We start from the raw sequence: 24399 nt of genomic DNA, 5'->3' as shown, positions 1-24399 counted from the left end.
CTCACCTCAACAACTAAGCTTCCTGATTACTCACCACCACCGCATCCCCCACCATCTCCACCGAAGCTATCGCATCCTGAGCTTTGATGCCCACCACTATAATAGCTTGAATGATCCGTTCCACCTGGAGAACGTCGCGTTGACGACGATTTTGAAAAGCCAGATGCGATAAATGCAATAACGAGTAATATTACAATAAATGCTGTCATTTCCATTCCCCCTTTTGTTTAATTACGTGTGGAACCCCTATAAAGTTTCAAATATTACCATTAAAAAGTGACGATATCCTCTTATCGAAGACACCGCCACCGTCTAGGTGCATTATGATTCAATAGGGGTTAAGCGAAACATTCCATTCATATCACCCGGTTGTTCAAAGCCAAACTGCTTATATAAGTGACTTCCCTCCTCTGTTGCAAAAAGACCGATGAAGGCTTGCGTAGGAGCATGTTCCTTCAAATAGGAGAAAAGCTGGTTCATTAACATTTTCCCTACTCCCTTCCCCTGATGCAGAGGGTGAACGACGAAATCCTGAATATAAAAATACATCACTCCATCACCAACGATACGAGCCATGCCAATAACTTCCTCTCCATAAGATACCGCCGTTGCATAAATAGATTGATGAACCTCCTTTTCCGCCACAGAAAAATTCATATTATTCCAACCGGCTAATGAACATAACTGTACATATGCTTCGCTGGTTGACATTCGCAAAACCGGAAGTAATCTTCTCTTCCCAACCGATCAGTACCTTTCCTTTTTCTCGATGTTTTACCTAGATCTTTTTCGGGGAAATAACTATCTATCAACCGTGTTTACGAGGAGGAAATACAATGAATAACGAATCAAAAGCAAATTACCATATTACGGATCGCGATGAATTTAACAAGGTTTGTATTGAAGATCAAAAGATGAATTTTCCTGAGTTTGAAAAGTTCATGCATGACTACCTATTAAGCCAACCCCAAGAAACAATGGTCTTTCAAGAGTGTTGGATTGAGGACAAACAAGTAGAAATCGGGGATGTTAGAACCGTTCAGGTGAATTTCCTGGATCATAATAGTAATAACTACATACGTCTCTGGGGCGCTAAGAAAAATGATGATAACCAGGTAGTGAAAATCAAAGTAGATGCTATTGATTTAGAGACGAAAGAAGTTATTTATGAGCGTTTATTGGCTTAAAAGAATAATAGATTAATGTGAACTAAAAAACCTCGCTATCATGAAAAGATGAGCGAGGTTTTTGTAGTGAAGAGATCTTTTCTTCTATTTATAAAAATCCCAATTTAATACCATTAAACCTAACAAATGGCATTAATCCGAAACTTTTCCTAGCGTATTTCGTAGTACAGAATAGGAGGGATACATATGAAATTGAAATTAGCATCAGTTCTATTCGGATTAATACTTATCCTCGCAGCCTGCGGTGGACAGGAAGAAGGGTCTACTGAAAATCATCTAGACTCCCTTCAAGAGAATTACCCTGAGGTTAAGACTGAAGTGGAGAAACTTCCTGAAGATTTTAGAAGCGAAATTACCGTACCTAATATGGAGAAAATCCCATTAGAAGTAAATGATGTGGAAGCTGTAGCCGAAACGGAATTAGAGCCATATGGAATGGATTTTTATTATGGAGAAGATGATAAACACCTAAACGTTATGATCAAGGATCAAAAGGGAATCGATGCCTCTATTGGGGAAACGAACGAGGAACTTGATCAAGATGTAAGTGGCGCATACACCGAAGCTGAAGAGGGTCACCTCTTAACGATTACGTGGCTAAGTAAAAACGAAAATGCTCTATACAAAGTGATTGGATTCACGCCATCAGGAGAAGAACCTCCATTCACGAAGGAAGACATGGTAGAAATCGCAAACTCGATTATTGCACAAAGAAATTAAGGACCATTATTCAAAGGAGGGCTCTTCATCGGACTAATCATTGCGATTCTAACGATCTTATCGTCTGCTGGTTTTCTCTACTATATGGGAAAATCGGGATATTCATGGGAGATGGATGAGAACGAAGAGAGATCGAAATAACCATTCCATCAAAGAGGCCGGACGATTCATCAGATGAATCGTCCGGCCTCTTTTAATCATTCACCTATAAGTACGGATATTTCTCAAGCTCCTTCAAATAAAGCAAGAAACGCTCCTCCACTTGCCCCTTCGTCCCATAACGGATTACTTCTTCACGTGTGAGAGATTCTTTCTGCAGCAAAAGAAGATGATCATGCGTCATCGTTAGAAGTTTTAAAAACACCTCAACATGTAGTGCTTCATGCTTCTGCTCCAAGTGACTGATATACCCTTCCCTAAACCCTTCTGCATTCGCTTTTAGCTTTGAAACATGTTGATGGTAATTCCCTTTCCGATACCTTTTTGTGTTATAAAACGTAGGAAATAACGTCTCATAGTTGAAAACATAATTAGCAGCAAGCGACGTTCCAGTAGCTAGAAGAGGATAAGGATCGATCATTTTAACGCCACTTTTCGTGAAAATGAGATTCTCTGGTGAAGCATCTTGATTTGTGAAAATAATTGACTCGCAGTCAATCGAGCGAGTAGAAATAAGCGCTTCCCCGGTTCCCTTTACTTTCTCTTTATCAAAATTGTATGGACTTGCAAGCAGCGTATGTAACTCTTCGCGATACTCTTCTGTTTCTTCAAGTAGAAACTCACTTACAGTTAGATCATATGCGCCTGTTAATTCTTCTTTTTCGTCAAGATGCAAATATCCGATTCCGTTAAATGGTGGTGTGAATGATTCAAGAGCAAGATAGAACTCTCCTAGCTCTCTTCCATACCTTTTCCCATCTTCTATCGTCTGGGTGTTAAGATCAATTGATTGTCCTACGTAAGTTTCAAGCGTGTACGTTAATTCTTCATTGACGCTGTACTTAAAATAGTTAGGGCAAATGCCATTCTTAGCTTTATTAGCATGCTCATAAAAAACTTTTGTTGCAGCATACTCCGCTATTAACTCCTTACGATTGAAAATCACCTCTCGCTCGTAAGCTATTTTCTTAGGTATGCGAAGAACAAGCCCCTCCCGCTCCAGCAAATACGCACCTTCTCCTAACCTCTTGATTCTTGCGTCATCTGACAACTTTGGTAAGCCTTCATTGATTAAAGCCTGTTGAATAAGTTCAAACTCTGCCACCCTTTTTGATGTAAGCAACCTCATCGGTCATATGACTCCTTCACACTATCTTCTTTTTATGAAATGTCATTTTACCTCGCAATGACTTCCATTTTCAATTATTCCAAAATCATACAAATAACTCAATCTCTTATTTCATATAGACATCACCTATTGCACCTTCACTGTCTAACTTCGAAAAAATTCACACTAGTTTGACACACATATTAGAGATTGCTAATATGATAGAGAACATACATATTCGTTTATACTAATATGTCAGGAGGGCACATATGCAAACCGTTAATATTGATATGAAAGTTAAGCTTATTCACGGGTTTTCTAATAAAACACGAATTCAAATTCTTGAAAGCATAAAGGATGTTGAAAAAACCGTTTCTGAGATTGTTCAAGAAGTAAATGGAAACCAGTCAAACATTTCACAGCATCTTGCTTGTTTGAAAGGTTGCGGGATTATAGTAGGTCGAAATGAAGGAAAGTATTGCTACTACAGTTTAAGAAACCAACAAATTCGAGATCTACTTACTATGTTCGATCTCATACTAGATGATGTTGAAAATGATGTAGCTTGCTGTGAACGTCACGTTGATTAGGAGGACTTTCTTTGGCGGATAAATGTTGTAACGATAATAAGGAAAAAAACACATGTAGCAGCGATTCTTCTATCGAAAAAGCAAGCTGCTGCAGTTCTTCTCAACAGAATGAATACAAGCAAGAAGCGGATCAGTGTTGCAGTAGTAACGCTGATGTAACTGAAGACACCAACTCAAAAAAACAAGCTGTTGCAGTAGCGAACAACAACAGCTAGAGAAAACAGACGCTTATTCCACCGATACTTCTGAGGAGAAAAAGACTTATCAAGTTCATGGAATGGATTGCCCCGCCTGTGCGAAAACCATTGAAAAAGCGTTAAGTAAATTAAAGAACCTGACTGAAGTAAAGGTCAATTACAGTACAGCAAAACTGCAAGTAGCCGCAAGTTCTGTAGATGCCATTACTCCGGTTGAGGCAGAGATCAAAAAACTTGGATATTCCGTTGAACCGATCAATCAGAAAAAGGATTATAGAACATTTCATATTGAAGGAATGGACTGCGGCAGCTGTGCCAAAAGTATCGAAAATCACCTTAACACCTTGCCGACCGTTAAAGATGTGAGCGTTAATTTTTCCACAGGGAAAATGAAAATTGACGCTTCTACTCAAGAGGAAAGCATTATGAAAGAAGTTTCCAAAATTGGATTCAAGGCGGTTCCAGATACTATAAAATCAACACATACTAAGAAGAATAATGAAAATGCTTCAGTGATCGTTTCTGGTAGTTTAATAGCGCTAGGTCTCATAAGTTCTTTTACGATCATCCCTTCAATCGTTTCAACCATTCTATACGCCATTGCGATTGTGATCAGTGGTATTAAACCTGTTAGAAGTGCCTTCTATGCAATCAAAAGTCGTTCACTCGACATGAACGTTCTTATGTCTGCCGCTGCGATTGGCGCTGCGTTAATCGGTGAATGGCTTGAAGGGGCTGTCGTGGTTTGGCTGTTTGCTATCGGAAACTACCTACAAACAAAATCCATCGAACAAACGAGAAATTCGATTCATAACCTGATGGATCTAGCTCCTCCAGAAGCCTGGGTTAAAGCTGGTTCAGAAATGGTGAAGAAACCTGTAGAGCATATTACTATCGGTGAAACTATCGTCGTTAAACCCGGTGATAAACTCCCATTGGATGGGGAAATCATTCAAGGAGAATCGAGCGTTAACCAGGCTCCGATTACAGGTGAATCAATTCCTGTTGATAAGGGAATCGGCGATACCGTCTATGCTGGATCCATTAATGAACACGGCTCTCTTGAGATTAAAGTTACGAAGTTAGCTGACGATACGACGATCGCCAAAATTATTCATCTCGTTGAAGAAGCACAGGAACAGAAAGCGCCAACGGAAGCCTTCATCGATAAATTCGCAGCAATTTATACACCGATCGTGTTCGTGCTCGCCTTAGCCGTTATGGTTTTACCACCAATACTCAACATCGGAACTTGGGGAGAATGGTTTTATCGAGGGCTTGAATTACTAGTTATCGCTTGTCCATGTGCACTCGTTATTTCAACACCTGTTGCGATCGTGTCAGCAATTGGAAATGCTGCTAAGAATGGCGTATTAATTAAAGGCGGTACATTTTTAGAAAAAGCAGGTGCGATCACCGCTATTGCATTTGATAAAACAGGAACATTAACAGAAGGTAAGCCGAAAGTCTCCGACATTAAGGCGTCAAACGGATCAGAACAAGAATTACTATCCATCGCCTTAACATTAGAAAACCATTCCACTCACCCGATTGCAAAATCGATTGTAAACTATGCAAACAATAAAGGCATCCAACCACAGCATGGTGAGCTGTTTCGAAACATCGTTGGTAAAGGCGTTCAAGCCACAATCAATGGCACGATCTATTACGCCGGGAATCCAAAATTATTCGATGAACTGTCTATTCCCTTAACAGATATAGAAAAAGATGTACAAGAAATGCAGCGTAACGGTAAAACCGTCGTCATTATCGGAACACAGCAAGGAATTCTTGGGACGATTGCCGTCTCTGATACAATCCGAAATACATCTGCCGTGGCTTTACACGCATTACAACAAAGCGGCATCAAACAAACGGTCATGCTAACTGGAGATAATGAAGGAACGGCCAAAACGATTGCTTCAGAAGCAAATGTGAATCGTTATTTTGCGGAGCTATTTCCTGAAGATAAAGTAGACGCCATTAAGAAGCTACAACAGGAAGGGTACAAAGTAGCCATGGTTGGAGATGGCATCAATGACGCTCCTGCACTCGCAACTGCCGACCTAGGTATTGCGATGGGTGGCGCTGGAACTGACACAGCGATGGAGACAGCCGATATTATTCTTATGGCCGATAATCTTGATCAACTTCCACATACAATGAAGTTAAGCCAAAAAGCATTAAGAATTATTAAACAAAACATCTGGTTCTCAATCATTATTAAAGTGATCGCGCTTGCCCTCATCTTCCCGGGCTGGCTCACACTTTGGATCGCTGTATTAAGCGATACCGGCGCAGCCTTAATCGTTATTTTAAATGCACTCAGATTATTGAAATTTAAGCATTAAGTAGAAAGGAGGTGTTTCTCATCGAGAGAAACACCTCCTTTTCCTGTGTGTTATTGCTTGCTGACTTCAACTTTCTGAACGAACGCTCACTCATCACTATCCAGATCATGATCTAAAAAAGAAGGTTTATGCTCTTCTTTCATTCCATGGTTTTCCTCAAGATACTTCCCAATAACGGAACTATTAATCCCTCTTCTAACGGCTGATTCGATGACGACATATAGAATAAACAGACTGACAATAAACAGTACTATCGTTAATACGATTCCCATCATTCTTTTACCTCCCAAGTGTTGATTCATACAAAAACTATGATCTGAACAACAAATACTCCTAGTACAAACAAGACTAGCTTTCCTGGTAATAATTTTGGTACTGAGACTACTCCTTTCTAAGGGTTTATTCCATAACGCTTAGATCGTTGTAACACCGCTTCTTATGTACCACGCTCAATCTCCTAAATAAATCTTCCTCGTCCATTTCTCCACGACGTCTTCAATTACACTCCTCGCATCAGAACACGTATCCCTGATCAACAGCCTAAAATAACAGCTTTTCAGGAAACTTAAGACGTTCCCCTTCTTATGAAAGAATGCCACACTATACCTTTCCACTTCAAAAAGGGATTCAAGATTGTCACTAAGTGACGTCACCCAATTACTCAGCCACTCCTCCTTCATTCCCTTCTCCAAAAGCGCTTCGATCGCAAACAAAAGCCGTTCGTCCTCATCGTCCACATATGTACCTTCTTTGAAAAGGCACTCTTGAATCGCATCAAGACATTCAACCGTTTTCTCCCTATCAAAAAACGGATGTCTGATTAATTCCGCAAGAGCATCTGCTCCGTGAGCAATACTATGCGCCCACCCCTTTAACGCTACAAACCCGCGCGTATCCTGCTCTGCTTGTAAATAACGTATAATTCCTTCTATCGAAGCTTCGATTTGTTCTTTCTTAAGGAAACGATTTGAGCGATCTTTTTCGACTACAAGTGCAACCACCAAAGCCGAGAAAGAACGTGTGAAAACCGAGTCTGTCTCTCGCTCTCCCATTTCATAAAAAAGGTGATCTTGATCAAGACAAACGTTCAATAGATGAGTCAATTGTTCTTCATTTAAGAAATCCATCATAACCAGTTTGCCAAACGTCGTATAAATGAGTTCATCTCTTAAAACAGGATCTGTACTACCGATTTGCTGAAGCATATTATTAATAAGGTGATCAAGATCTCCTTGCCTATCGTTCAAATTCAATTTTTCCAATGCTAGCTTCAAATCCACTATTCGTTCACCCTTTCCACATGAAAATAATCGACAGAAAAAAGCTGCGCTACAACGCAGCTTTTTCACTCCTTCTGCCTATTTCAGATACGAATAGATGGTGAGACAAGTAAAAAACATCATCGATCCCATCGCTCTCGTCCATCTGTATTTCCTACTTAATCCCGCCTTCTTTTTCAGGAATTCAATATAAGTGAGGATCAAGAACAAACTGATCACCAAACCAAAATCTCCAAGCACTTAGCAGAGTATCACCTTATTTACAATCCTGCTTCTTCTTCGAATCAACACCGTGCGAACTCCCCGTAAACGGATTGATTTCATACGTGAGATCTCGTCCTGCCTTTTCTTCTTCCTTCGCAATTCGTTTTCCGAGTGACCCATAATACCATCCCCAGGCAATGAGGGACAGTAAACCACCGCCGATCATAATCCAGAACACTGTATCTTCCATCTACCTCCACCTCCAACACCATGATCTATCACACTAACTACTTCTCGTTTTACTTGTTTCAATCCTTCAAGTAATTGGTAATGTGGTTGGTACGTACTTCTATCTCATTTTTTTCTGCAGAAAAGCTCTCACTTCTGATAGATTCCCTGATTGAAGAACTGCCTCTTTCGGGTCAAAGTGAAGGACATCCTCCACTTTTTCATACTCTTCCTCAGGAATACCTTTGAAGAAATACTTCCAACGCTTCGTTCTCACCATTTTCTTTATTCCCTCACCAAGACGTTCCTGATTAACTCTCATCACTGCGATCCATAAAGGACCACAACCTCCTCCAGGAAACACATCAAGCAAACCATCCTGATCAAAACCATCCACTGCGACCTTTTTCACTGGAAGGGGGCAGGCACGTGCCTGACCCCTCCAACGCTCTCAACAATAAACCGGATTATTCGAATAATGACTAATCCAGCGCCCCATTCGCTCCATTTGCTTTTGTAGTCTGCCCTTTGAGACAGGAACCAGGAGCTCAAAACCATCCTGAAACAAAATCATTGTAGTACTCTTCGTGATCGCATACACATCTCTAACATGCTGGTAAAATACCCAGCAGCAATCGATGCTTTCAGGTGACTCTGTTGGAAAAACCGAAATCGCATTCCAATTGGAAACGATGATGGGCGTCTGCTGTTCGTACTTCAAATGATAGATAACCGCCTTTCTTCGCCCTTCATACGTAACCCCAGCTTCAAGACAAGCCTGCCTAATTAAATCTACTGGAGATGTTGTTGATAAAAAGATACCGCATCGATCATAAATTCTCGAACTAAACCCAACCTCTTTCGCCACTACAATCGCCCTGGTCGTTTTACTAATTTCATAGTCATTTAAGATTTCTACTTCGTTATTGACCATGCCTACTTTTCCCTTCCGTCCCTTTAAATCGGGTATAAGATTCATTCGCATTCACCATTACGGTTCCCCTCTGCTTGAATACAGGGTATACTAAAATCAATGTTGGTTTGCACGCCAACAACTGCCCCAGAATGTGTCCACCAAGACAAAACATTCTGGGGCTTTTATGTATCCATTCACTTTTCTCATCACCTCCTCAAAAGCAAGAAATACATGACTTCAAATCGCCCTTGTATACCCTTGTAAATATTTCCACCCTTCACCTTGATTATAGATAATATTCCGAAATATTCAAATACTTTTTTTAGTAGATAAGACCCACGAGTGCCTGTCACCACCCGCTTTATGTAACTTCCTGTCGAATCACCTACGCTTAATGAAGAGATGCAGCCAAACGTTCTCCCTACTCCATACAAAAACAGACCTACTCTCACATGAGAATAGGTCTGTCTACTATAAGAATCTATTAAAACATCAACATGCTTACACCAATCGCAAACAGGACAACTCCCGCGATGGAGTAAAACATACCAGAACGGTGCTCCCCTTTGATACGTTTCGAAATACCAGCAAGTAAATTAATTACGCCAAATCCCATAATGCCGTATAATAGTAAATTCTCCTCTTCAGGAGTAATCAGATACATAATCGGAAGTAAAAGTATTAACGCAGATAGGATAAACTGCACAATGCTCAATGAAAACAATAGTTTAGATTCAGATTCTGTGCTCATCATTTTTCCTTCTTTCCTTTTCTAGGTGAACTGATTCATGACTTCTATCCTAAGTATAACAGCGCCAATCTCGTTTTTGTTATGGCAAAAGTATGAACATTCTTTAACAGAGTCTACTCCGTACTTTCCCGATAAACGAACACCCTAACCATTTAACATCTAACTCCTTTTCATAATCAAACCTGTTAGTGAAGGCTACGTAAACTCTATGAAGCTATAAAAAACCACCTAGTAACACTATTACCATTTTTTACAAAAATATGGTTAAATAGAAGTGAAAACAGGGTATAGGTACAAGTACCCCGTACGTCAGTCTCACGAACAGGTAGAACAACCTATTTACCAGAACCCTTCCATTTGGTACCATATACTACTGCTTGAGTATGATTTTTCTTATCAACCATACAAAGGGGATAGCGCAAATGTCCTATTTATTTCAATTGCAATCAGACCTAACTGAAAAAAGGGAACAGTTAGCCCGATTGGAAACATGTACTAGAAAGCTTGATAGTATACAGGATGAATTTATACATAATCGACACCTGGTTGACGATCCTGAATTGACCCCTTCCACCTGGCACGGTACGTTAGCAGATTCTTTTAAGAATATCCGTGAAGACAAGAAAGAAGCTTATAACGATATATCGATTTCTCAACTTAATTCAGTCCTATCAACATTAGAAGACAAAATAACGAGACTGCGTATAGAAATAGGAATGGTAGAATCAAGTATTTCCCACGAAAAACTACGGCTTAAAAACGAAGAAAAAGAAAGGACATCCGTTCAATGAGTAAAGAGATACGAATCAAATATGGTGAAGTAGAACAATCCATTTCAAGAATTGAAAAAACACTGCATTCCCTTAAAACAGAAGTACCACATAACCTTGCAACAGAAAATAGATTAGACGTTGTTGATCGAATGAATCAACTGAACCAGCTCCTAACTGAAATAGGTAACTCTTACAAAGAAGTTCTTGTGGCAAATAATGAATCTGTCCGCAAAGCTCTATCAGATATGGAAAATACTGATCAACAACTATCTTCGTCCATTAAATTGCGATAGGAGGCATATGAGTTTATGAAAGTCTTAGATGCTGAGTCTTTTCAATCTGATATCAATCATTTAGAAAAAGCATTATCAACTCAAAATGATCAACTTCAAAGTCTAATGGATAATATAAAAGAGTTCGCTAACTTAGATGATGCGTTTGGTGGTAAGGGTGGTGAATCAGTCCGTTCTTTTTATCAAGACTTCCACTTTTTACTTCTTGAAGCCTTTTCCTATGCTCTAGAGAGTTACTCAAATGCCCTTACGCAAATAAAAGATGCTGAACTGACTCTTGAGTCTTCCGAAAAAGGTTTCATAAGACAAGACTTCATCGAAAATGATTTAACCAACGGATTGAACAAAGCGAATAACAATACATCACAACTAGTTACTGAAACAAACGCAATTATTGGCGGCGTAAGCGATATTATTTATGCTCCAAAGTTAGATGATGATCGTTTCCATAGTACATACCTAAAAGCATTAAAAGAATCTGATCAAACCGTTGAAGATTTAATGAAATTCGATCAAGCTCAAACGAAAGCATTAGACAATGTTGAGAAAGATTTGCATACTATTAAAGCATTTATTGAAGACGTTCGGGAGATGTTTAATGGCGGGAGTATAAACATCAATAGTTATTCTGACAAACAGTTAGATAACTTATCAAGCTACAATAGTCTCCAATCCCAACTAACAAATCAAAAGTTAGCAAGCTATGGTAATATGTTTACGTCTCCATTTGATTACATCAATAAGCAAATGAGCTTTGGAGATAACTTGTTAGTCGGTTATCAAACTTTAGCATCTGCAACAACACTTTTAGTATCAAGAAAATTAGATATTCATTATTTCGGTAGCAAACCAACTATTTGGAATAGAATAAAAGGAAACTATGAATTCAGTGTAAAAACAGATCCCTCTTGGACAAGTAGAGGAGGCCATAGTTCACCTCTTGCAAAAAAAATCTTAGATTTTTCAAGAGCCTCTTCTCCTACAAATCCATTCATGAAACCGATGCATAAATTTGTATCTTCATATGATAGTCCAGCACACCTTTATAAGCATGTTGCAGGCTTTCCTAAGAATTTTAATAAATTAAGTGGGTCAGATTTATTAAAAGGAACCGTAGATCGAATGAAAACCGGGACTAAAGATATTTTAGCAAACACTGCAAGTGCAAAAGGCTTTAGTGGAGCTGCTAAAGGGATTTCAATTGTAGGTTTAGGAATTTCTGTAGTATCTAATTTAGGTGAATTTTCTGCTCCTGAAAATGCAAATAAGAGTGTTGCAGAAAAGGCTGGAAGAGCATTTTTCGGATTTGGCACTGATTTTGTTGCTATTGGTGTTGGCACTAAGGTCGGTGCAACTATTGGAAGCGTTGGAGGACCAGTTGGTATTGTGGTTGGAGGTGCAATTGGCGGATTAGTAGGTGGTATTGTTAGTTCGAAATATGGTGATAAAATAAAAGATTTAGGAGAAGAGATAGGAGAAAGTGTTGATGGTATGATAAACAAAGTTGGAAAATCTGTTACAAGTTGGTTTAATTAATAAACATATTTAAGAAGGTGAACGTTTTGGGATTTACCATCAGAGAATTTATTGAAATAGCGAGAATATTAATCTTGTACCTATTAGGGATACAATTTATGTTTGGACTGGGTGTTCTTTTACTTGAAAGAATAATGATTAATACATATGTTTTTGATATAGACAGAAAATCAAGTAATTTTCTAGAGAAAACATTAAATATTATATCCATGTCAGTAACAGGTTCTGCTTATTTTATTTACAAAAAAGTAGCACATTACAATTGGTTTTTAAGAAAAACCTTCTTTGCAATTGCACTCTTTGTTCAAGGGGTTTTATCTATTGTTATTTATCAAATTATATATAGATCGATGAAAGCAGTATTCTTATAACACTAAGCAGATTCAGTTTAATATGTTACAGCTTGATCATTTGATTAATAAAAATGGAGCAAAAAATGGGATTTACAATGAATGAGTTTATAGAAATTATCAGAATTTTATTATTCTATATATTAGGGATACAAGTTATGTATGGGGTCACTATTCTATTACTCGAAAGAACTATGGTGAATTTTTACTTATCTACCCTTGTCCAAAACCCTAGTAATATAATTCATAAAGCAATGAATTTTTCTATGAAAATAACGATCGGTTCTGGTTATTATTGGTATTCAAAATCCGCAAAATATAATTGGTTCCTAAGAAAAATCTACCTATTGTCAGCTTTGATAATTCAAATCATATTATCTATCATTGTGTATCAAGTTATCTACCGATCTTTAAAAGCCATCTTTTTATGAAAAATTGGAGGTATATAAATGAACCACCTACTAACCTGCACAACAGAAGAGCTAGCCCTTATGGTTAGTGCGATTGGCCATCAAAGTGTTGCTAAAGGAATAGCGGAGTCGGCAATCGGTGAAAAGTCTGAAAAAGAATGGATTGCTATTTTAGAAGCAACTAGTAAACAACTAATTTTAAAGCAAATGTGGGATGAAGAACGAGAGGCAAAAGGAGAAAATCCTCTTACGAAAGAAACAACTGATTTTCTTACGAAGTACGTCGCTTCTAAACGGATGATTCGTTGTTCAAACGCTCCACAAAAAGCTGTTTTAATGCTCCATCATTATGAAGGAGACGAATGGCTCTCCCATATTATTGATCGGGATATCATTCATGAGTTTTCTCTGATCTCTTCCGAAGAGATTTCAGATCATATGAAAGCATTTTACGGCATTACATTCGAAAACTATGAAAAAGTAGAGCCGTTTTCTCTTAGCGATCGATCATTTGATCTGTTAAGTAATCCTAACAAAATAGATAAAGTAAGAAAGAAATCTAAATTCACACCATCAGAAGAAACTAGTTTTAACTGTTTCACAGAGGACCTTAAACAATTCGACTGGACTCTATTCAACATCTCCAACTTTAACATCGTGACACCTGAAGAAGAAATTTATCTAGAAAATATCATTTTCTTCCTCCCTTCATCAAAAGGCGTTTGGATTAGTGAATATACAGAAGACCCTAAGAAACCCGTTTATATTTATTTGGCTGATCAAGAACAGTGGGAAAACACTCTCAAGGATATAGGGGCGTATGCCTCTTATCAAATGGAAAATAGTTGACAACTTCCCTTTCTATCGAATACCTCTTTTGATAAACTCTACAAAAATTTCATTTGTAGAGTTTTTTTGTATTCTATCATTAATTACAAAACAGAATTTTCAAACAAAAACCCACATATTCCCTTTCCCTTATATTATAATGGTATTACCAACAAAAACTCTGGTCTTACCAGAATCGAGGTGATCACACTCAATGAAAGAACGATCGTCCGAAAAAATCACTAAACAGCTCATACACTCTATTTTAGAACAAGAATGGGCGACTAACGATCCGCTCCCTCCTGAACGAGAACTCGCTACCCACTATCAAGTAGGTCGCCCTACCATTCGTGAAGCCTTACAGAGACTAGAGCGTGATGGATGGATAACGATTCGTAAAGGTGCGCCAGCGATTGTAAATGATTACTGGAAGCATGGCAATTTAATGACGATCGTGAACATCCTCCAGCACCACGAAGATATACCTGATGAGTTTATCGTTTACATGCTCGAGCTACGTATTACGTTAACACCTGCTTATGTCCGGGATGCTCTTCTTCATCACAGACTCCAAATCATTTCGCTTTTCATCCCACTTGAAGAGCTAACAGACGATCCGAAATCATACGCTAATTTTGATTGGAGTCTACAGAAAAACATTGCTGAGCTCTCACATAATCCCATCTTTCTTCTAATCCTTAATAGTTTTCAAGACATCTATGGCAAAATGGCTGAAAAGTACTTTCTAGACCCTTCTCATCGTCAAGCATCAAAGCACTATTATGAGCAGTTTCTCGAAGCTACGTTAAAAGGAGATCTTGATCACGCAGAGTCTCTGACGAAAGAGATGATGTCTACGAGCCTGGAACTCTGGAAAACGAAAATGAACGGGGGCATATAACTTGAAAGCAAAAGGATTGTATCGTGATTTTTTCTTCCACCTTGATATCTTGATCATGTTTATCCTATTTCTCATCGTTCTTGGCTTCTTACTGACAATGACCCTCTCTCACCTTGTCCCAGTGTTTATAATCATTGGGATTGTCACCTATATGTTTAGTGAATACCTCACACACCGCTTTTTGTTTCACATTAAAACACCTAACAATCCATTACTTCTTAAGCTTATTAAACGGTTGCACTACGACCATCACAAAATGCCGAATGATCTCAAATTATTATTTCTACCGATCTGGTATAGCTTTCCGAATTTGCTGCTCCTTTGTTTGATCTTCTATGTCCTGTCTGGATCTCTACTGCTCTCACTTTCCTTTAGCACAGGATTGCTCGCTATGTTCTTCGTCTACGAATGGAAACATTACATTGCCCATCGACCGTTTAAGCCCAAAACAAGGTTTGGGCAGTGGATCAAGAAAACGCACATTTTGCATCATTATAAAAACGAAAATTATTGGTACGGTGTTTCTACTCCGTTCGTTGATGTACTGTTTGGCACATTAAAAAATGAAAAGGATGTACAAATGAGTCAGACGGCGAAGGATTTAGAGCAGCGTCCGTAGCAAAATCTCAAAAAGGGACTGACATTCTCATGTCAGCCCCTTTTTCTATGGATTATTCATTCTTATTGTTGACGCAATGTTTGACCACACGTCGTTAAGTCATGAGTGATCTGCTGGAGAATTTGCTCCCCCTCAAGACTTCCTGCTGTAGTTTGTTGAAGCTTCCGCTGGCACTCTCTGGCGACTTGCTCTGCTCGAATTAATTCTTCTTCAAATCGTTGCGCTAACGCCAGTTCTCCTCGTTGCCTCGCATCTATCAACTGCTGACGAATGGTTTCAATATCTCCGCATGCCTGATGGGCTTCTCGTAACACTTGCTGGTTTATTTCATCCATAATACCCACTCCTTTAATCATCCGGTTTTTTTCTTATTATTGATTAAAAGAGGAGAAATATGTAAATGAAAAAGACAAATGTACGCGAAGGGGGTCAGGTACGCACCTGACCCCATCTCTCTTCCCTCTATTTCATATTCGCCTCAATCTCTTCTTTAATTTCCATTGCTTCCCCATCCTCAGGCTCTAATCCAATGTATGTATTCATCTCAATTAACGCTTTTTCAAATTCTCCTTGCTCTTCATATATAAGCGCTTTGTTAAAGTGAATGGATGGCACAGGTATGTTGTCATTTTCGATGTCATTGTAAATGCCCATCGCTTCATCTAATTTACCTGAATCCTGTAATTCAGCAGCTTCTGTGAATTTAGGTTCCATGTAGGAATAGTAAACTTCCTCTTCTAGAGCCGCACTTCCAAAACCGTAGATCATCATGACGACCACAAATAGAAGCGCATATAACCAGCTCACGCCTCCACGCTTTTTAATCACGGCAAGACGCTCATCACGATCGGGATAAAGGTCTTTCAGCTTCTTTACTTTGCTTAACGCAAAATCAAAATAGAGCTTATTTCCAAACAGAGCCAAAACAATATAAGCAGGCGCTATCGTTGAACCTGGTAATGCTTTCTTAAAAAATACAATCGATAAAACGTCCACTATGACGATAATACCGAGGAACAAGTATGCAAATACGTTCATTTTACGGTATGTAAACCAAAACAAGCTTAAGAAAAATGATGCCCAGTTCCACGAAATAGGTGACTTCTTAGTCGATAACTTTTCCCACTTCTTTTTATAAACTTTATCCCTTTTACCCGTAAATGCCAGCATCTCTTCACGTGTTTCTTCATCAAGCTCTGTCCACTTAATGTCATTCTTATTTCGATTGAACCAACTCATCGTACTCCCCCAATTCCTATTTTCATGCTTTTTAAGGATACGTGACCATTTGGGGCGAGGCAACCTTTTTTGGGAAAAAGAAGCATTCATTGCTATGCAAATCCCCTCTTTTTACAAAACATAGTAAACACTCATGATTTTTGAGATAATTCAGTGGGAGAACACAAATGTAAACGCCATTGATTTCCGGAGGTAAGAACAATGATAAAAGCTAGCCAAATTTTCGTTAAGTCTCCTCGCCTGACTTTACGACGATTTCAAATGTCAGATATTCCACCGTTCTACTCGTATCGCTCACACCCAGAGGTTGCTAAGTACCAGTCCTGGGATAATTATCAGTATGAAGATGCTGAAGTATTCGTTAAGAGTCAGCTTACTCAAGAGCCAAATCAACCTGGTAGCTGGTTTCAATTTGCTATTGCTTTAGCAGATACAAATCAGTTGATTGGAGATTGTGCACTGCACACGCTATTAGATGAACCACGGATCGTTGAAGTTGGGTTCACTATTTCCCAGGGTTTTCAGGGGAAAGGGTATGCTACTGAAGCTGTCGAAGCGTTATTCCGCTATATTTTCGAGACGTTAGGGAAACACAAAGTGATCGCATTTTCTGATGTTCGCAACCATAAATCGATCGCCTTGTTGGAAAGATTGAATATGAGACGAGAAGGCCATTTACTACAGAACTTTATGTCCAAAGGGCAGTGGGTAGATGAATATCAGTATGCGATGTTAAGGTCGGAGTGGAAGAAGTTGTAAGGTTGTAAGGTGCCTGTCACCACCCGCTTTATGTCACTATTTGTCGTTTAAATGAAAAGCGGCTGACAAAATATTTGTCAGCCGCTTTCTTATTCATGTGAGATAAGATCGTATGCCTCTCCCTCTCAATTCACTATTCGATTATCGTCCAAGCCATCCACCATCAACTGCTACAAGATGGCCGTGAACATAGTTAGAGGCAGATGAGGATAAATACACAGCAGTTCCCTTGAAATCATCAGGGTTGCCCCAACGATCCGCTGGGATGCGGTCAAGAATTTGAGCGTTCCGCTTCTCGTCTTCAAGTATCGCGGTGTTCATATCTGTTGCAATATATCCTGGGACGATGGCATTTACATTCACATGATGCTTGGCCCATTCATTCGATAGTGCTTTTGTTAATTGCGCTACGCCACCTTTTGCAGCGGCATAAGCTGGAACGTTAATGCCACCTTGGAACGAAAGTAACGAAGCAACATTAATAATTTTCCCCTGTCCTTTTGGAAGCATGTGACGGCCAGCTTCCTGACATAATAGCCATACCGTTTTTAAGTTAATATCCAGAACTTCGTCCCAATCGGTTTCAGAGAAATCAACAGAAGGTGATCTGCGCTGTATCCCTGCATTATTCACAAGAATATCAATTGTTCCAAACCGAGAGACTACGGTTGGTATGGCTGCCTTTACTTCGTCTGTTTTTTCTAAATCACACGGAATGATTGCGCAAGTTCTTCCCAGTTTCTCAATCTCTTCTTTTACATCCGTTTGTTCTGTATTGCGCTGAAGGAGAGCAATATCCGCTCCTGCTTCCGCCAAAGCAAGTGCCATTGATTTACCGATTCCTCTTGTAGCCCCTGAAATAGCTGCCACCTTGCCACTTAAATCAAATAAATTCATTCCCATGATCTGATCGCTCCTTTTTGTATTTAATGTCATAACGTGGTAACGCAGGAACGGAACGGGGGACAGGTACGCACCTGTCCCCCATCCGTCCTCATCATCCCTTACTCAAAAACACTTCCACTTCACTAAGCGCTTCCTTCGCATCTTCTCCCACACATTCCACGACGATTTCATCGCCGTCATGTAAACGAAGATTGATTAATCCTAGAAAGCTCTTTAAGTTCGCTTCAATTATGCTTCCATTCACATTCTTCTTAAGAATAATTTCTGCGTCGTATTGCTGAATAATTTGGCTCAATTCGATGATCGTTTGAGATTCTGTCATATAAACAGGAATTTTCTTTTCTACTTTATTCTCCATTATTTCTTCACCCTTTCATTTATGATGTCAGCAAAACATGCTGCATCTTCTTTTCAAATAACAGATCGCTTCGCTAGATATACATCATCAATAGAAGCGGAATCGTGATCACACTAAGCAACGTTGTCATTAAGGTAATACTTGATACTAGCTCTGGTTTTGAATCAAACTGCACAGCATAAATGGTTGTCGTTGCAGCAGATGGCATAGCAGCAGAGACAATGAGCACGCTCGCCATTAAATCACTCATTGGTAAAAGGAGTGTTAACACAAATGCGATGGCTGGTGATGCAATCAATCGCACGACGGAAGCATAGGAAGCTTTCGACCAATCCATATTCTTGATAGAAATACCCGCAAGCTGCATACCTAGAACGACCATAACCATTGGAATGGAGGCATTTGCAAGTAGATCTACGCTCGACATAAGATTCCCAGGCATTTTTATAGAACCAAGGTTCATAATTAGTGCCACAATCACCGCATAGGTCGGTGGCATCTTCAGCACAGAGACAATCGCCATACGGAGCCCTGATTTTCCTCTCGCCGCATAGTACACGCCAAAGAAATTCATAATGATCGCTTGCAGAACGAGAAAGGATACGGAATAGACAAACCCTGCTTCACCGAAAGCAAAAAGAATAATCGGTGCGCCGTAATTACCCGAGTTCATAAATGCCGTTGATAAAATTAAGCCGCTCTCCATTGATGCATCATAGCCTTTTACTTTGGCCACCACTTTATTAATGACTAAAATACTCACAAGAAGAAGGGCAGAAAATACGAGCATCATGACGTATTCACCGTTTAAGTCTGCGTTATAGAACGTCTTAAACACAAGACACGGAAGCATGATGTAGAGCGCTACTGTCGAAACAGATTTAAGATCTAATTTAGCTAATTTTTGAAGTAAATAACCTGCACCAAACACAAGTAGGACAGGCAATACAACCTGAATAAATACCGTCATCTCTGCTTACCACTCGGCAACGCTACCATCTGAATGCCTCCAGACAGGATTGCGCCAGCGATGACCAACTCGAGCCATCTCAACGACTTTCTCTTCATTAATTTCAATGCCAAGACCAGGTCCAGTCAGCATCGAAACCTTGCCATTCTCGTAAGAAAAAACAGACGAATCCGTAATATAATCGAGCAAATCACTTCCCTGGTTGTAATGAATGCCAAGGCTCTGCTCTTGAATAAACGCGTTGTGACACGTGGCATCGACTTGCAAGCAAGATGCTAACGCAATCGGTCCAAGCGGACAGTGTGGTGCGAGTCCTACATCATAAGCCTCCGCCATCGTTGCGATCTTCTTACACTCCGTAATTCCGCCAGCATGAGATAAATCCGGCTGAATAATATCAACATACCCGTCAGCAAGTACTTTTTTGAAATCCCAGCGTGAATACATCCGCTCTCCCGTCGCAATCGGAATCGACGTGTGGGAAGCGATTTCCTTCAGAGCCTCATTATTTTCTGGTAAAACAGGTTCCTCGATAAACATCGGGCGATACGCTTCAAGCTCCTTCGCGAGAATCTTTGCCATCGGCTTATGTACACGACCGTGGAAATCAATGCCGATTCCTACATCTTTTCCAACAGCTTTACGTACCGCATCCACTCTCTCAAGCGTTTCATCAACCTTTTTATAAGAATCAATGTACTGCAATTCTTCGGTACCGTTCATCTTAATCGCGCGAAACCCTTTCTCTGCAGCTTCTTGCGCTGCACGGCCTACGTCTGAAGGACGGTCTCCTCCTATCCAGGAATACACGTCGATCGAATCGCGACACTTGCCGCCCATTAGCTCCGAAATCGGCGCATTGTAGAATTTCCCCTTAATGTCCCAGAGCGCTTGATCTATCCCAGCGATCGCACTCATATGAATCGGTCCACCTCGGTAAAAACCAGAACGATACATCACATTCCAATGATCTTCGATAGGAAGCGGGTCTTTTCCAATCAGATAATCCTTCAGCTCATGAACGGCAGCTTCAACCGTGGCCGCGCGTCCTTCAATCACAGGTTCTCCCCATCCAACAATGCCTTCGTCTGTCGTGATCTTTAGAAACAGCCATCTCGGGGGCACGACATATGTTTCGATACTCATAATTTTCATGATTCACTCTCCGTTCTAGCTTCTTTAACAGCTTCCGCAAATTGTTCAGCAAGAGTTGTAATGCTTCCAAAATCCTGATTGTCGATGAACGATTGATTCACTAGTGATCCACCAACGCCTGTCGCTATTGCTCCATTCGCTATATAAGTTCCGATATTTTCAACATTGACCCCGCCCGTCGGAATCATCGGGATGTGTCCAAGTGGCCCCTGTAGATCCTTAATATAAGATGGACCAAAAGCGGAAGCCGGAAATACTTTGACAATATCAGCTCCTGCTTGATAAGCTTCCACCATTTCACTCGGCGTTAGAACACCAGGAATGGAGATGACTCCGTATCGTTTTGCCATTTCAATTAGACTAGCGTTATATGTTGGTGAGAAAATAAAATCGGCTCCCGCCTGAATAGCGGTACGGGCCGTTTCTGCATCAAGTACGGTCCCCGCTCCTACGAGAGCTGTTGATCCTAGACGTTTTTTCACCTCTCCAATTAATTGGTACGACTGTTCACTATCCACTGTGACCTCAAGTGTTGTTACTCCACCCTTAACGAGGGCTTCAGCCAGAGGTAAAACATCTTCCGGACGCTGCCTTCTAATTACCGCAACGACCCCTGAAGATTGAATTTGCATCAGCTTCTTCGCTTTTTCCAATTTACATGCCACCTTTCCTACCGTTCAACGTCGGCGTGACGTTTTCCCGAAGTCATAAATTGTTCAAGTTGCTTCATAGTTGGAAGCCCTTCCACATCACCGTTCATTTGAACGACGAATGAGCCAACCGCATTGCCGCGTTCCACAGCTTCTGGAATTGTGCACCCTTCTACTAAACTACTAATCACACCTGCAGCGAAGCCATCACCAGCTCCAACTGGATCCACAACACGCTTAACCGGATAACCTGACACTTCACCCGATTCGTGTTTGGAAGAATAATAAGCGCCCTCTGCTCCAAGTTTCATAATAACCGTTTGATCATCTCGCGTTAATAGAGCATTTGCGGCCTTGTTGTAGTCATGCTCACCCGTTAGAAAGTGCGCCTCATCAACCCCTGGCAGGATATAGTCTGATAGAGAAGCGATTTCAAGGAGAACGTTACGAGCTTCCTCCTGATCTTTCCAAAGCTTATAGCGAATATTCGGATCAAACACAACCGTTAACCCATTTGATCTCGCGAGACGGATTGCATGTAGAACAGCTTCTTTACACGACTCACTGAGAGCCGGAGTAATGCCTGTCACATGTAAAAATCGTGCGGATGACAGGTAGTCTTCGTTCAAATCAGATTTCTTGAGCAGACTTGCCGCCGAATCTTTCCGATAGTAATACACATTCACATTCTCTGCAGACACCTTTTCTTTAAAAAAGACGGAGGTATTCGCTTCATCTGTAAACAGAACCTCACTCGTGTCCACTCCTTCACCACGAATGATTTTATGAACATAGCGACCAAAAGGGTCTTCTCCAAGCTTGCTAATCCATCCCGTTTTCACACCCAAACGTGACAAACCGATCGCGACATTGGATTCTGCCCCAGCGATTTGCTTCGTCACGTGATGAGCATACTCAAGAGATACCTGATCTCTCGTACTAAATAACACCATTGTTTCACCTAACGTCACAACATCCAGTGACTTCAAGGGGATCACCACTCTTTTCCTATTTTCGACTTTACTATGTAACAAAAACCCCTTGCATGAAAGCAAGGGATTTATGAAATAAATGAGAACTATGCCTCGCTACTCTCCAAAACTAATCAGCCATAGAGACAATTCCGGTATAAAGGTAATCATTAAGAGCGAGAATACCATCGCGAAGAAATATGGAATAATGGCCTTTGATAACTGTTCAATGGATAGCCCGGAAATACCTGAACCAACGAAAAGGTTCACACCTAGAGGAGGCGTGATAAATCCAATTGCTAAGTTAACAACCATGATGATACCGAAGTGAATCGGATCGAACCCGATATTAACGGCAATTGGGAGTAGAATCGGCGTTAAAATAATGATTGCTGCTAACGTATCCATGAAACAACCTACTAATAGAAGGAGAACGGTAATTAATAGAATAATAACGATCTCGCTATCAGAGATGGAGAGTAAGAAGTTTGCCACTTGCGTTGGAATTTGCTCAATCGTTAGCAAACGTCCGAAAGCTGTTGCAGATCCTACGATAATAAGAACTGTTGCCGTTGTTAAGGAAGCGTCTGCTAATAACTTCGGCAAGTCTTTAAATGCTAACTCGCGGTATAAGAACAATCCTGCAATAATGCCGTACACAACTGCGATAACAGCGGCTTCTGTCGGAGTAAAGATACCACCGTAGATCCCACCAAGAATAATGACTGGAATCACAAGAGCCCATTTCGCTTCCCAAAAAGTTTTCCACACGTTTGCTAGCGTTGTCTTTTGCTCCGAGCCACGGTAATTATGTTTTTTCGAATACACATATGCCCAAATCATTAGTGAAAGCCCAACTAGTAGTCCTGGAATAATCCCTGCAATAAACATGTCACCAATAGAAGCGCCACCTACGACACCATAGATAACCATCGGAATACTTGGAGGAATAATAACCCCAATCGAACCAGCAGCTGCAACTGTTGCAGTCGCAAATTTCTTATCATATCCCTGCTTCACCATCGCTGGAATCATAATTCCACCGATCGCCGCAACCGTTGCGGGACCTGAACCAGAAATGGCAGCGAAGAACATACACGTTACGATCGTCGCCATCGCAAATCCACCCGTTTTGTTTCCTACAAGCGCATTCGCGAAGTTAAAGAGTCGCTCCGAGATTCCGCCTTTCCCCATAATTTCACCTGCTAAGATGAAGAATGGCACAGCCATTAATGGGAATGAATCAACGGATGTAACGAGTTCCTTCATTAAGAAAGGAATCGGGATAGCTCCTGTATACAAAATTGTAACGAGTGTTGAAAGGCCAAGCGCAATTCCAATCGGTACACTTAAGAACAGGAGAAGGGCAAATGAACCAAATAGTATCAATGTTGTCATGACTCATCGTCTCCTTCCTGTTTCATCATGCGTTCACGCTCGTCCTCAACTTGAAGCTCCTGCTTACCTGTTAGCATTTTGAACTGAACATAGAGATTTTGTAATAATCGAATGGCAGATAACCCAAAACCTATCGGCGTTGCCATATATACGGCCCCCATCGGAATATGTAAGGCTGGCGACTTCTGCCCAAAGCTTAACAATTGGCTGGCGATATCGTAGCCATAGAAAACGACGTAAAGACAAAAAACGAAGAATAAAATATTCGCAATCATTGCGACGATTAACTTTCCTTTTTCCTTCAGTAAGAGAAGCATGACTTCCACTTTAATATGTCGCTGCTTCTTCACACCGTAGCTAATTCCTATGTACACTAACCAAATAAAGCTGTATCGCCCGAGCTCTTCTGACCATGATAGGGAGTTTCCAGTGACCCGCATCACAACTTGCAGGAAAATAACACTCACCATCAACGTTGAAAAGACTACGAGCAGGAATTCTTCCAGTCTACGATCTATAGCTCGAATGATATTCATACTTTCACCTCAACAGATTCTCAATTTAACGAATGAATTAGATAGAAAGAGTATAC

At 40.3% G+C, this 24399-nt stretch carries 30 protein-coding genes and 1 pseudogene; 12 read left to right on the top strand and 19 right to left on the bottom strand.

Translation table 11 applies throughout. From position 1 onward, the window contains the following. Positions 1–26 precede the first annotated feature (26 nt). Together AC0VYO_RS06840 and AC0VYO_RS06835 are read right to left on the bottom strand one after the other, a co-directional pair. Complete coding sequence (locus AC0VYO_RS06840) at positions 27–209, bottom strand: hypothetical protein (RefSeq protein ID WP_194220888.1); 183 nt, start codon at positions 207–209, stop codon at positions 27–29. A 112-nt stretch (positions 210–321) separates the two neighbouring features. Continuing rightward, on the bottom strand, positions 322–711 hold the full coding sequence (locus AC0VYO_RS06835) for a GNAT family N-acetyltransferase (RefSeq protein WP_475368724.1): 390 nt from the start codon (positions 709–711) through the stop codon (positions 322–324). Positions 712–836: 125 nt separating this feature from the next. Here AC0VYO_RS06835 and AC0VYO_RS06830 point away from each other — a divergent pair, with 125 nt between their 5' ends. Continuing rightward, positions 837–1187, top strand: coding sequence for a hypothetical protein (locus AC0VYO_RS06830; protein WP_430241231.1), 351 nt, complete (start codon positions 837–839; stop codon positions 1185–1187). Positions 1188–1373: 186 nt separating this feature from the next. Beyond that, positions 1374–1907 carry a hypothetical protein gene (locus tag AC0VYO_RS06825; RefSeq protein ID WP_475368723.1) on the top strand — a complete coding sequence of 178 codons (534 nt, stop codon included), beginning with the start codon at positions 1374–1376 and terminating at the stop codon, positions 1905–1907. Positions 1908–2112: 205 nt separating this feature from the next. Here AC0VYO_RS06825 and AC0VYO_RS06820 read toward each other — a convergent pair whose 3' ends face one another. After that, a complete protein-coding gene (locus AC0VYO_RS06820; protein ID WP_475368722.1) occupies positions 2113–3195 on the bottom strand; it encodes a hypothetical protein in 1083 nt (360 codons plus the stop codon). 248 nt (positions 3196–3443) lie between these two features. Here AC0VYO_RS06820 and AC0VYO_RS06815 point away from each other — a divergent pair, with 248 nt between their 5' ends. Together AC0VYO_RS06815 and AC0VYO_RS06810 are read left to right on the top strand one after the other, a co-directional pair. Next, positions 3444–3764 carry an ArsR/SmtB family transcription factor gene (locus tag AC0VYO_RS06815; RefSeq protein WP_226612139.1) on the top strand — a complete coding sequence of 107 codons (321 nt, stop codon included), beginning with the start codon at positions 3444–3446 and terminating at the stop codon, positions 3762–3764. Positions 3765–3835: 71 nt separating this feature from the next. Continuing rightward, a pseudogene (locus AC0VYO_RS06810) lies at positions 3836–6312 on the top strand (heavy metal translocating P-type ATPase). An 86-nt stretch (positions 6313–6398) separates the two neighbouring features. Here the strand turns inward: AC0VYO_RS06810 and AC0VYO_RS06805 are convergent. The 6 genes from AC0VYO_RS06805 to AC0VYO_RS06780 form a co-directional block, all read right to left on the bottom strand. Continuing rightward, positions 6399–6587 carry a hypothetical protein gene (locus AC0VYO_RS06805; protein WP_475368721.1) on the bottom strand — a complete coding sequence of 63 codons (189 nt, stop codon included), beginning with the start codon at positions 6585–6587 and terminating at the stop codon, positions 6399–6401. A gap of 174 nt (positions 6588–6761) precedes the next feature. Next, entirely contained in the window at positions 6762–7592 is an 831-nt protein-coding gene (locus AC0VYO_RS06800; protein ID WP_475368720.1) for a DUF2785 domain-containing protein, read from the bottom strand. 256 nt (positions 7593–7848) lie between these two features. Further along, positions 7849–8046 carry a hypothetical protein gene (locus tag AC0VYO_RS06795; protein ID WP_430241217.1) on the bottom strand — a complete coding sequence of 66 codons (198 nt, stop codon included), beginning with the start codon at positions 8044–8046 and terminating at the stop codon, positions 7849–7851. A 99-nt stretch (positions 8047–8145) separates the two neighbouring features. Beyond that, a complete protein-coding gene (locus AC0VYO_RS06790) occupies positions 8146–8436 on the bottom strand; it encodes a hypothetical protein (protein ID WP_475368719.1) in 291 nt (96 codons plus the stop codon). 39 nt (positions 8437–8475) lie between these two features. Continuing rightward, on the bottom strand, positions 8476–9003 hold the full coding sequence (locus AC0VYO_RS06785) for a competence protein ComK (protein ID WP_475368718.1): 528 nt from the start codon (positions 9001–9003) through the stop codon (positions 8476–8478). Positions 9004–9424: 421 nt separating this feature from the next. Then, positions 9425–9691, bottom strand: a complete 267-nt coding sequence (locus tag AC0VYO_RS06780; protein WP_194220877.1) for a hypothetical protein — start codon at positions 9689–9691, stop codon at positions 9425–9427. 422 nt (positions 9692–10113) lie between these two features. On the opposite strand from AC0VYO_RS06780, the gene AC0VYO_RS06775 reads away from it, so the two are divergent. The 7 genes from AC0VYO_RS06775 (at position 10114) to AC0VYO_RS06745 (ending at position 15401) form a co-directional block, all read left to right on the top strand. Beyond that, positions 10114–10482 (top strand): YwqH-like family protein, encoded by a 369-nt coding sequence (locus AC0VYO_RS06775; RefSeq protein WP_475368717.1) that lies wholly within the window; start codon positions 10114–10116, stop codon positions 10480–10482. Beyond that, positions 10479–10757, top strand: a complete 279-nt coding sequence (locus tag AC0VYO_RS06770) for a DUF5344 family protein (protein ID WP_283152569.1) — start codon at positions 10479–10481, stop codon at positions 10755–10757. The genes AC0VYO_RS06775 and AC0VYO_RS06770 overlap by 4 nt, the downstream gene beginning before the upstream one ends. 15 nt (positions 10758–10772) lie before the next feature. Further along, the gene (locus tag AC0VYO_RS06765) at positions 10773–12293 is read left to right on the top strand and encodes a T7SS effector LXG polymorphic toxin (protein ID WP_475368716.1); all 1521 of its coding nucleotides are present in this window, start codon (positions 10773–10775) and stop codon (positions 12291–12293) included. Positions 12294–12319: 26 nt separating this feature from the next. Then, entirely contained in the window at positions 12320–12664 is a 345-nt protein-coding gene (locus AC0VYO_RS06760; RefSeq protein WP_283152571.1) for a hypothetical protein, read from the top strand. A gap of 428 nt (positions 12665–13092) precedes the next feature. Next, a complete protein-coding gene (locus tag AC0VYO_RS06755; protein WP_475368715.1) occupies positions 13093–13902 on the top strand; it encodes a hypothetical protein in 810 nt (269 codons plus the stop codon). A gap of 193 nt (positions 13903–14095) precedes the next feature. Further along, positions 14096–14782: a GntR family transcriptional regulator gene (locus AC0VYO_RS06750; protein ID WP_475368714.1), complete on the top strand. Its 687-nt coding sequence runs from the start codon at positions 14096–14098 to the stop codon at positions 14780–14782. Position 14783: 1 nt separating this feature from the next. After that, the gene (locus AC0VYO_RS06745) at positions 14784–15401 is read left to right on the top strand and encodes a sterol desaturase family protein (RefSeq protein WP_475368713.1); all 618 of its coding nucleotides are present in this window, start codon (positions 14784–14786) and stop codon (positions 15399–15401) included. A 62-nt stretch (positions 15402–15463) separates the two neighbouring features. Here the strand turns inward: AC0VYO_RS06745 and AC0VYO_RS06740 are convergent, their stop codons facing one another. Both AC0VYO_RS06740 and AC0VYO_RS06735 read right to left on the bottom strand, forming a co-directional pair. Next, a complete protein-coding gene (locus AC0VYO_RS06740) occupies positions 15464–15736 on the bottom strand; it encodes a hypothetical protein (RefSeq protein ID WP_475368712.1) in 273 nt (90 codons plus the stop codon). A gap of 127 nt (positions 15737–15863) precedes the next feature. Further along, on the bottom strand, positions 15864–16640 hold the full coding sequence (locus AC0VYO_RS06735; protein WP_475368711.1) for a DUF2628 domain-containing protein: 777 nt from the start codon (positions 16638–16640) through the stop codon (positions 15864–15866). 201 nt (positions 16641–16841) lie between these two features. Between AC0VYO_RS06735 and AC0VYO_RS06730 the strand changes: the two genes are divergently transcribed. After that, a complete protein-coding gene (locus tag AC0VYO_RS06730; protein WP_475368710.1) occupies positions 16842–17399 on the top strand; it encodes a GNAT family N-acetyltransferase in 558 nt (185 codons plus the stop codon). 141 nt (positions 17400–17540) lie between these two features. Here the strand turns inward: AC0VYO_RS06730 and kduD are convergent, their stop codons facing one another. The 8 genes from kduD to AC0VYO_RS06690 all read right to left on the bottom strand — a co-directional run bounded on the left by kduD (position 17541) and on the right by AC0VYO_RS06690 (position 24343). Next, the gene (kduD, locus tag AC0VYO_RS06725; protein WP_475368709.1) at positions 17541–18302 is read right to left on the bottom strand and encodes a 2-dehydro-3-deoxy-D-gluconate 5-dehydrogenase KduD; all 762 of its coding nucleotides are present in this window, start codon (positions 18300–18302) and stop codon (positions 17541–17543) included. A gap of 94 nt (positions 18303–18396) precedes the next feature. Beyond that, positions 18397–18663, bottom strand: coding sequence for an HPr family phosphocarrier protein (locus tag AC0VYO_RS06720; protein ID WP_404682725.1), 267 nt, complete (start codon positions 18661–18663; stop codon positions 18397–18399). A gap of 73 nt (positions 18664–18736) precedes the next feature. Continuing rightward, the gene (locus AC0VYO_RS06715) at positions 18737–19633 is read right to left on the bottom strand and encodes an AEC family transporter (protein ID WP_194220866.1); all 897 of its coding nucleotides are present in this window, start codon (positions 19631–19633) and stop codon (positions 18737–18739) included. Positions 19634–19639: 6 nt separating this feature from the next. Continuing rightward, the gene (gene dgoD / locus AC0VYO_RS06710) at positions 19640–20788 is read right to left on the bottom strand and encodes a galactonate dehydratase (protein WP_475368708.1); all 1149 of its coding nucleotides are present in this window, start codon (positions 20786–20788) and stop codon (positions 19640–19642) included. Beyond that, positions 20785–21441 (bottom strand): bifunctional 4-hydroxy-2-oxoglutarate aldolase/2-dehydro-3-deoxy-phosphogluconate aldolase, encoded by a 657-nt coding sequence (locus tag AC0VYO_RS06705; RefSeq protein WP_475368707.1) that lies wholly within the window; start codon positions 21439–21441, stop codon positions 20785–20787. The genes dgoD and AC0VYO_RS06705 overlap by 4 nt, the downstream gene beginning before the upstream one ends. 17 nt (positions 21442–21458) lie before the next feature. Next, positions 21459–22427: a sugar kinase gene (locus tag AC0VYO_RS06700; RefSeq protein WP_475368706.1), complete on the bottom strand. Its 969-nt coding sequence runs from the start codon at positions 22425–22427 to the stop codon at positions 21459–21461. Between the two features lie 99 nt (positions 22428–22526). Further along, positions 22527–23807, bottom strand: a complete 1281-nt coding sequence (locus AC0VYO_RS06695; RefSeq protein ID WP_475368705.1) for a TRAP transporter large permease — start codon at positions 23805–23807, stop codon at positions 22527–22529. Further along, positions 23804–24343: a TRAP transporter small permease gene (locus AC0VYO_RS06690; protein WP_475368704.1), complete on the bottom strand. Its 540-nt coding sequence runs from the start codon at positions 24341–24343 to the stop codon at positions 23804–23806. The genes AC0VYO_RS06695 and AC0VYO_RS06690 overlap by 4 nt, the downstream gene beginning before the upstream one ends. Between the last annotated feature and the right edge of the window lie 56 nt (positions 24344–24399).

Source organism: Anaerobacillus sp. 63XJN7_4_ISO-PGPR-S23-413 (assembly GCF_056173725.1).
The sequence above is the reverse complement of the archived record's forward strand: the minus strand, read 5'-3'. Positions and strand labels throughout refer to the sequence as shown.

Coding starts and splice junctions, on each gene's coding strand:
- AC0VYO_RS06785 (WP_475368718.1), bottom strand. CDS start 9,003: ATGAATCTTATACCCGATTTAAAGGGACGGAAGGGAAAAGTAGGCATG.
- AC0VYO_RS06690 (WP_475368704.1), bottom strand. CDS start 24,343: ATGAATATCATTCGAGCTATAGATCGTAGACTGGAAGAATTCCTGCTC.
- AC0VYO_RS06805 (WP_475368721.1), bottom strand. CDS start 6,587: ATGATGGGAATCGTATTAACGATAGTACTGTTTATTGTCAGTCTGTTT.
- AC0VYO_RS06720 (WP_404682725.1), bottom strand. CDS start 18,663: ATGGAGAATAAAGTAGAAAAGAAAATTCCTGTTTATATGACAGAATCT.
- AC0VYO_RS06835 (WP_475368724.1), bottom strand. CDS start 711: ATGTCAACCAGCGAAGCATATGTACAGTTATGTTCATTAGCCGGTTGG.
- AC0VYO_RS06780 (WP_194220877.1), bottom strand. CDS start 9,691: ATGAGCACAGAATCTGAATCTAAACTATTGTTTTCATTGAGCATTGTG.
- AC0VYO_RS06735 (WP_475368711.1), bottom strand. CDS start 16,640: ATGAGTTGGTTCAATCGAAATAAGAATGACATTAAGTGGACAGAGCTT.
- AC0VYO_RS06820 (WP_475368722.1), bottom strand. CDS start 3,195: ATGAGGTTGCTTACATCAAAAAGGGTGGCAGAGTTTGAACTTATTCAA.
- AC0VYO_RS06815 (WP_226612139.1), top strand. CDS start 3,444: ATGCAAACCGTTAATATTGATATGAAAGTTAAGCTTATTCACGGGTTT.
- kduD (WP_475368709.1), bottom strand. CDS start 18,302: ATGGGAATGAATTTATTTGATTTAAGTGGCAAGGTGGCAGCTATTTCA.
- AC0VYO_RS06775 (WP_475368717.1), top strand. CDS start 10,114: ATGTCCTATTTATTTCAATTGCAATCAGACCTAACTGAAAAAAGGGAA.
- AC0VYO_RS06730 (WP_475368710.1), top strand. CDS start 16,842: ATGATAAAAGCTAGCCAAATTTTCGTTAAGTCTCCTCGCCTGACTTTA.
- AC0VYO_RS06840 (WP_194220888.1), bottom strand. CDS start 209: ATGACAGCATTTATTGTAATATTACTCGTTATTGCATTTATCGCATCT.
- AC0VYO_RS06795 (WP_430241217.1), bottom strand. CDS start 8,046: ATGGAAGATACAGTGTTCTGGATTATGATCGGCGGTGGTTTACTGTCC.
- AC0VYO_RS06830 (WP_430241231.1), top strand. CDS start 837: ATGAATAACGAATCAAAAGCAAATTACCATATTACGGATCGCGATGAA.
- AC0VYO_RS06740 (WP_475368712.1), bottom strand. CDS start 15,736: ATGGATGAAATAAACCAGCAAGTGTTACGAGAAGCCCATCAGGCATGC.
- AC0VYO_RS06765 (WP_475368716.1), top strand. CDS start 10,773: ATGAAAGTCTTAGATGCTGAGTCTTTTCAATCTGATATCAATCATTTA.
- AC0VYO_RS06825 (WP_475368723.1), top strand. CDS start 1,374: ATGAAATTGAAATTAGCATCAGTTCTATTCGGATTAATACTTATCCTC.
- dgoD (WP_475368708.1), bottom strand. CDS start 20,788: ATGAAAATTATGAGTATCGAAACATATGTCGTGCCCCCGAGATGGCTG.
- AC0VYO_RS06755 (WP_475368715.1), top strand. CDS start 13,093: ATGAACCACCTACTAACCTGCACAACAGAAGAGCTAGCCCTTATGGTT.
- AC0VYO_RS06750 (WP_475368714.1), top strand. CDS start 14,096: ATGAAAGAACGATCGTCCGAAAAAATCACTAAACAGCTCATACACTCT.
- AC0VYO_RS06715 (WP_194220866.1), bottom strand. CDS start 19,633: ATGACGGTATTTATTCAGGTTGTATTGCCTGTCCTACTTGTGTTTGGT.
- AC0VYO_RS06770 (WP_283152569.1), top strand. CDS start 10,479: ATGAGTAAAGAGATACGAATCAAATATGGTGAAGTAGAACAATCCATT.
- AC0VYO_RS06695 (WP_475368705.1), bottom strand. CDS start 23,807: ATGACAACATTGATACTATTTGGTTCATTTGCCCTTCTCCTGTTCTTA.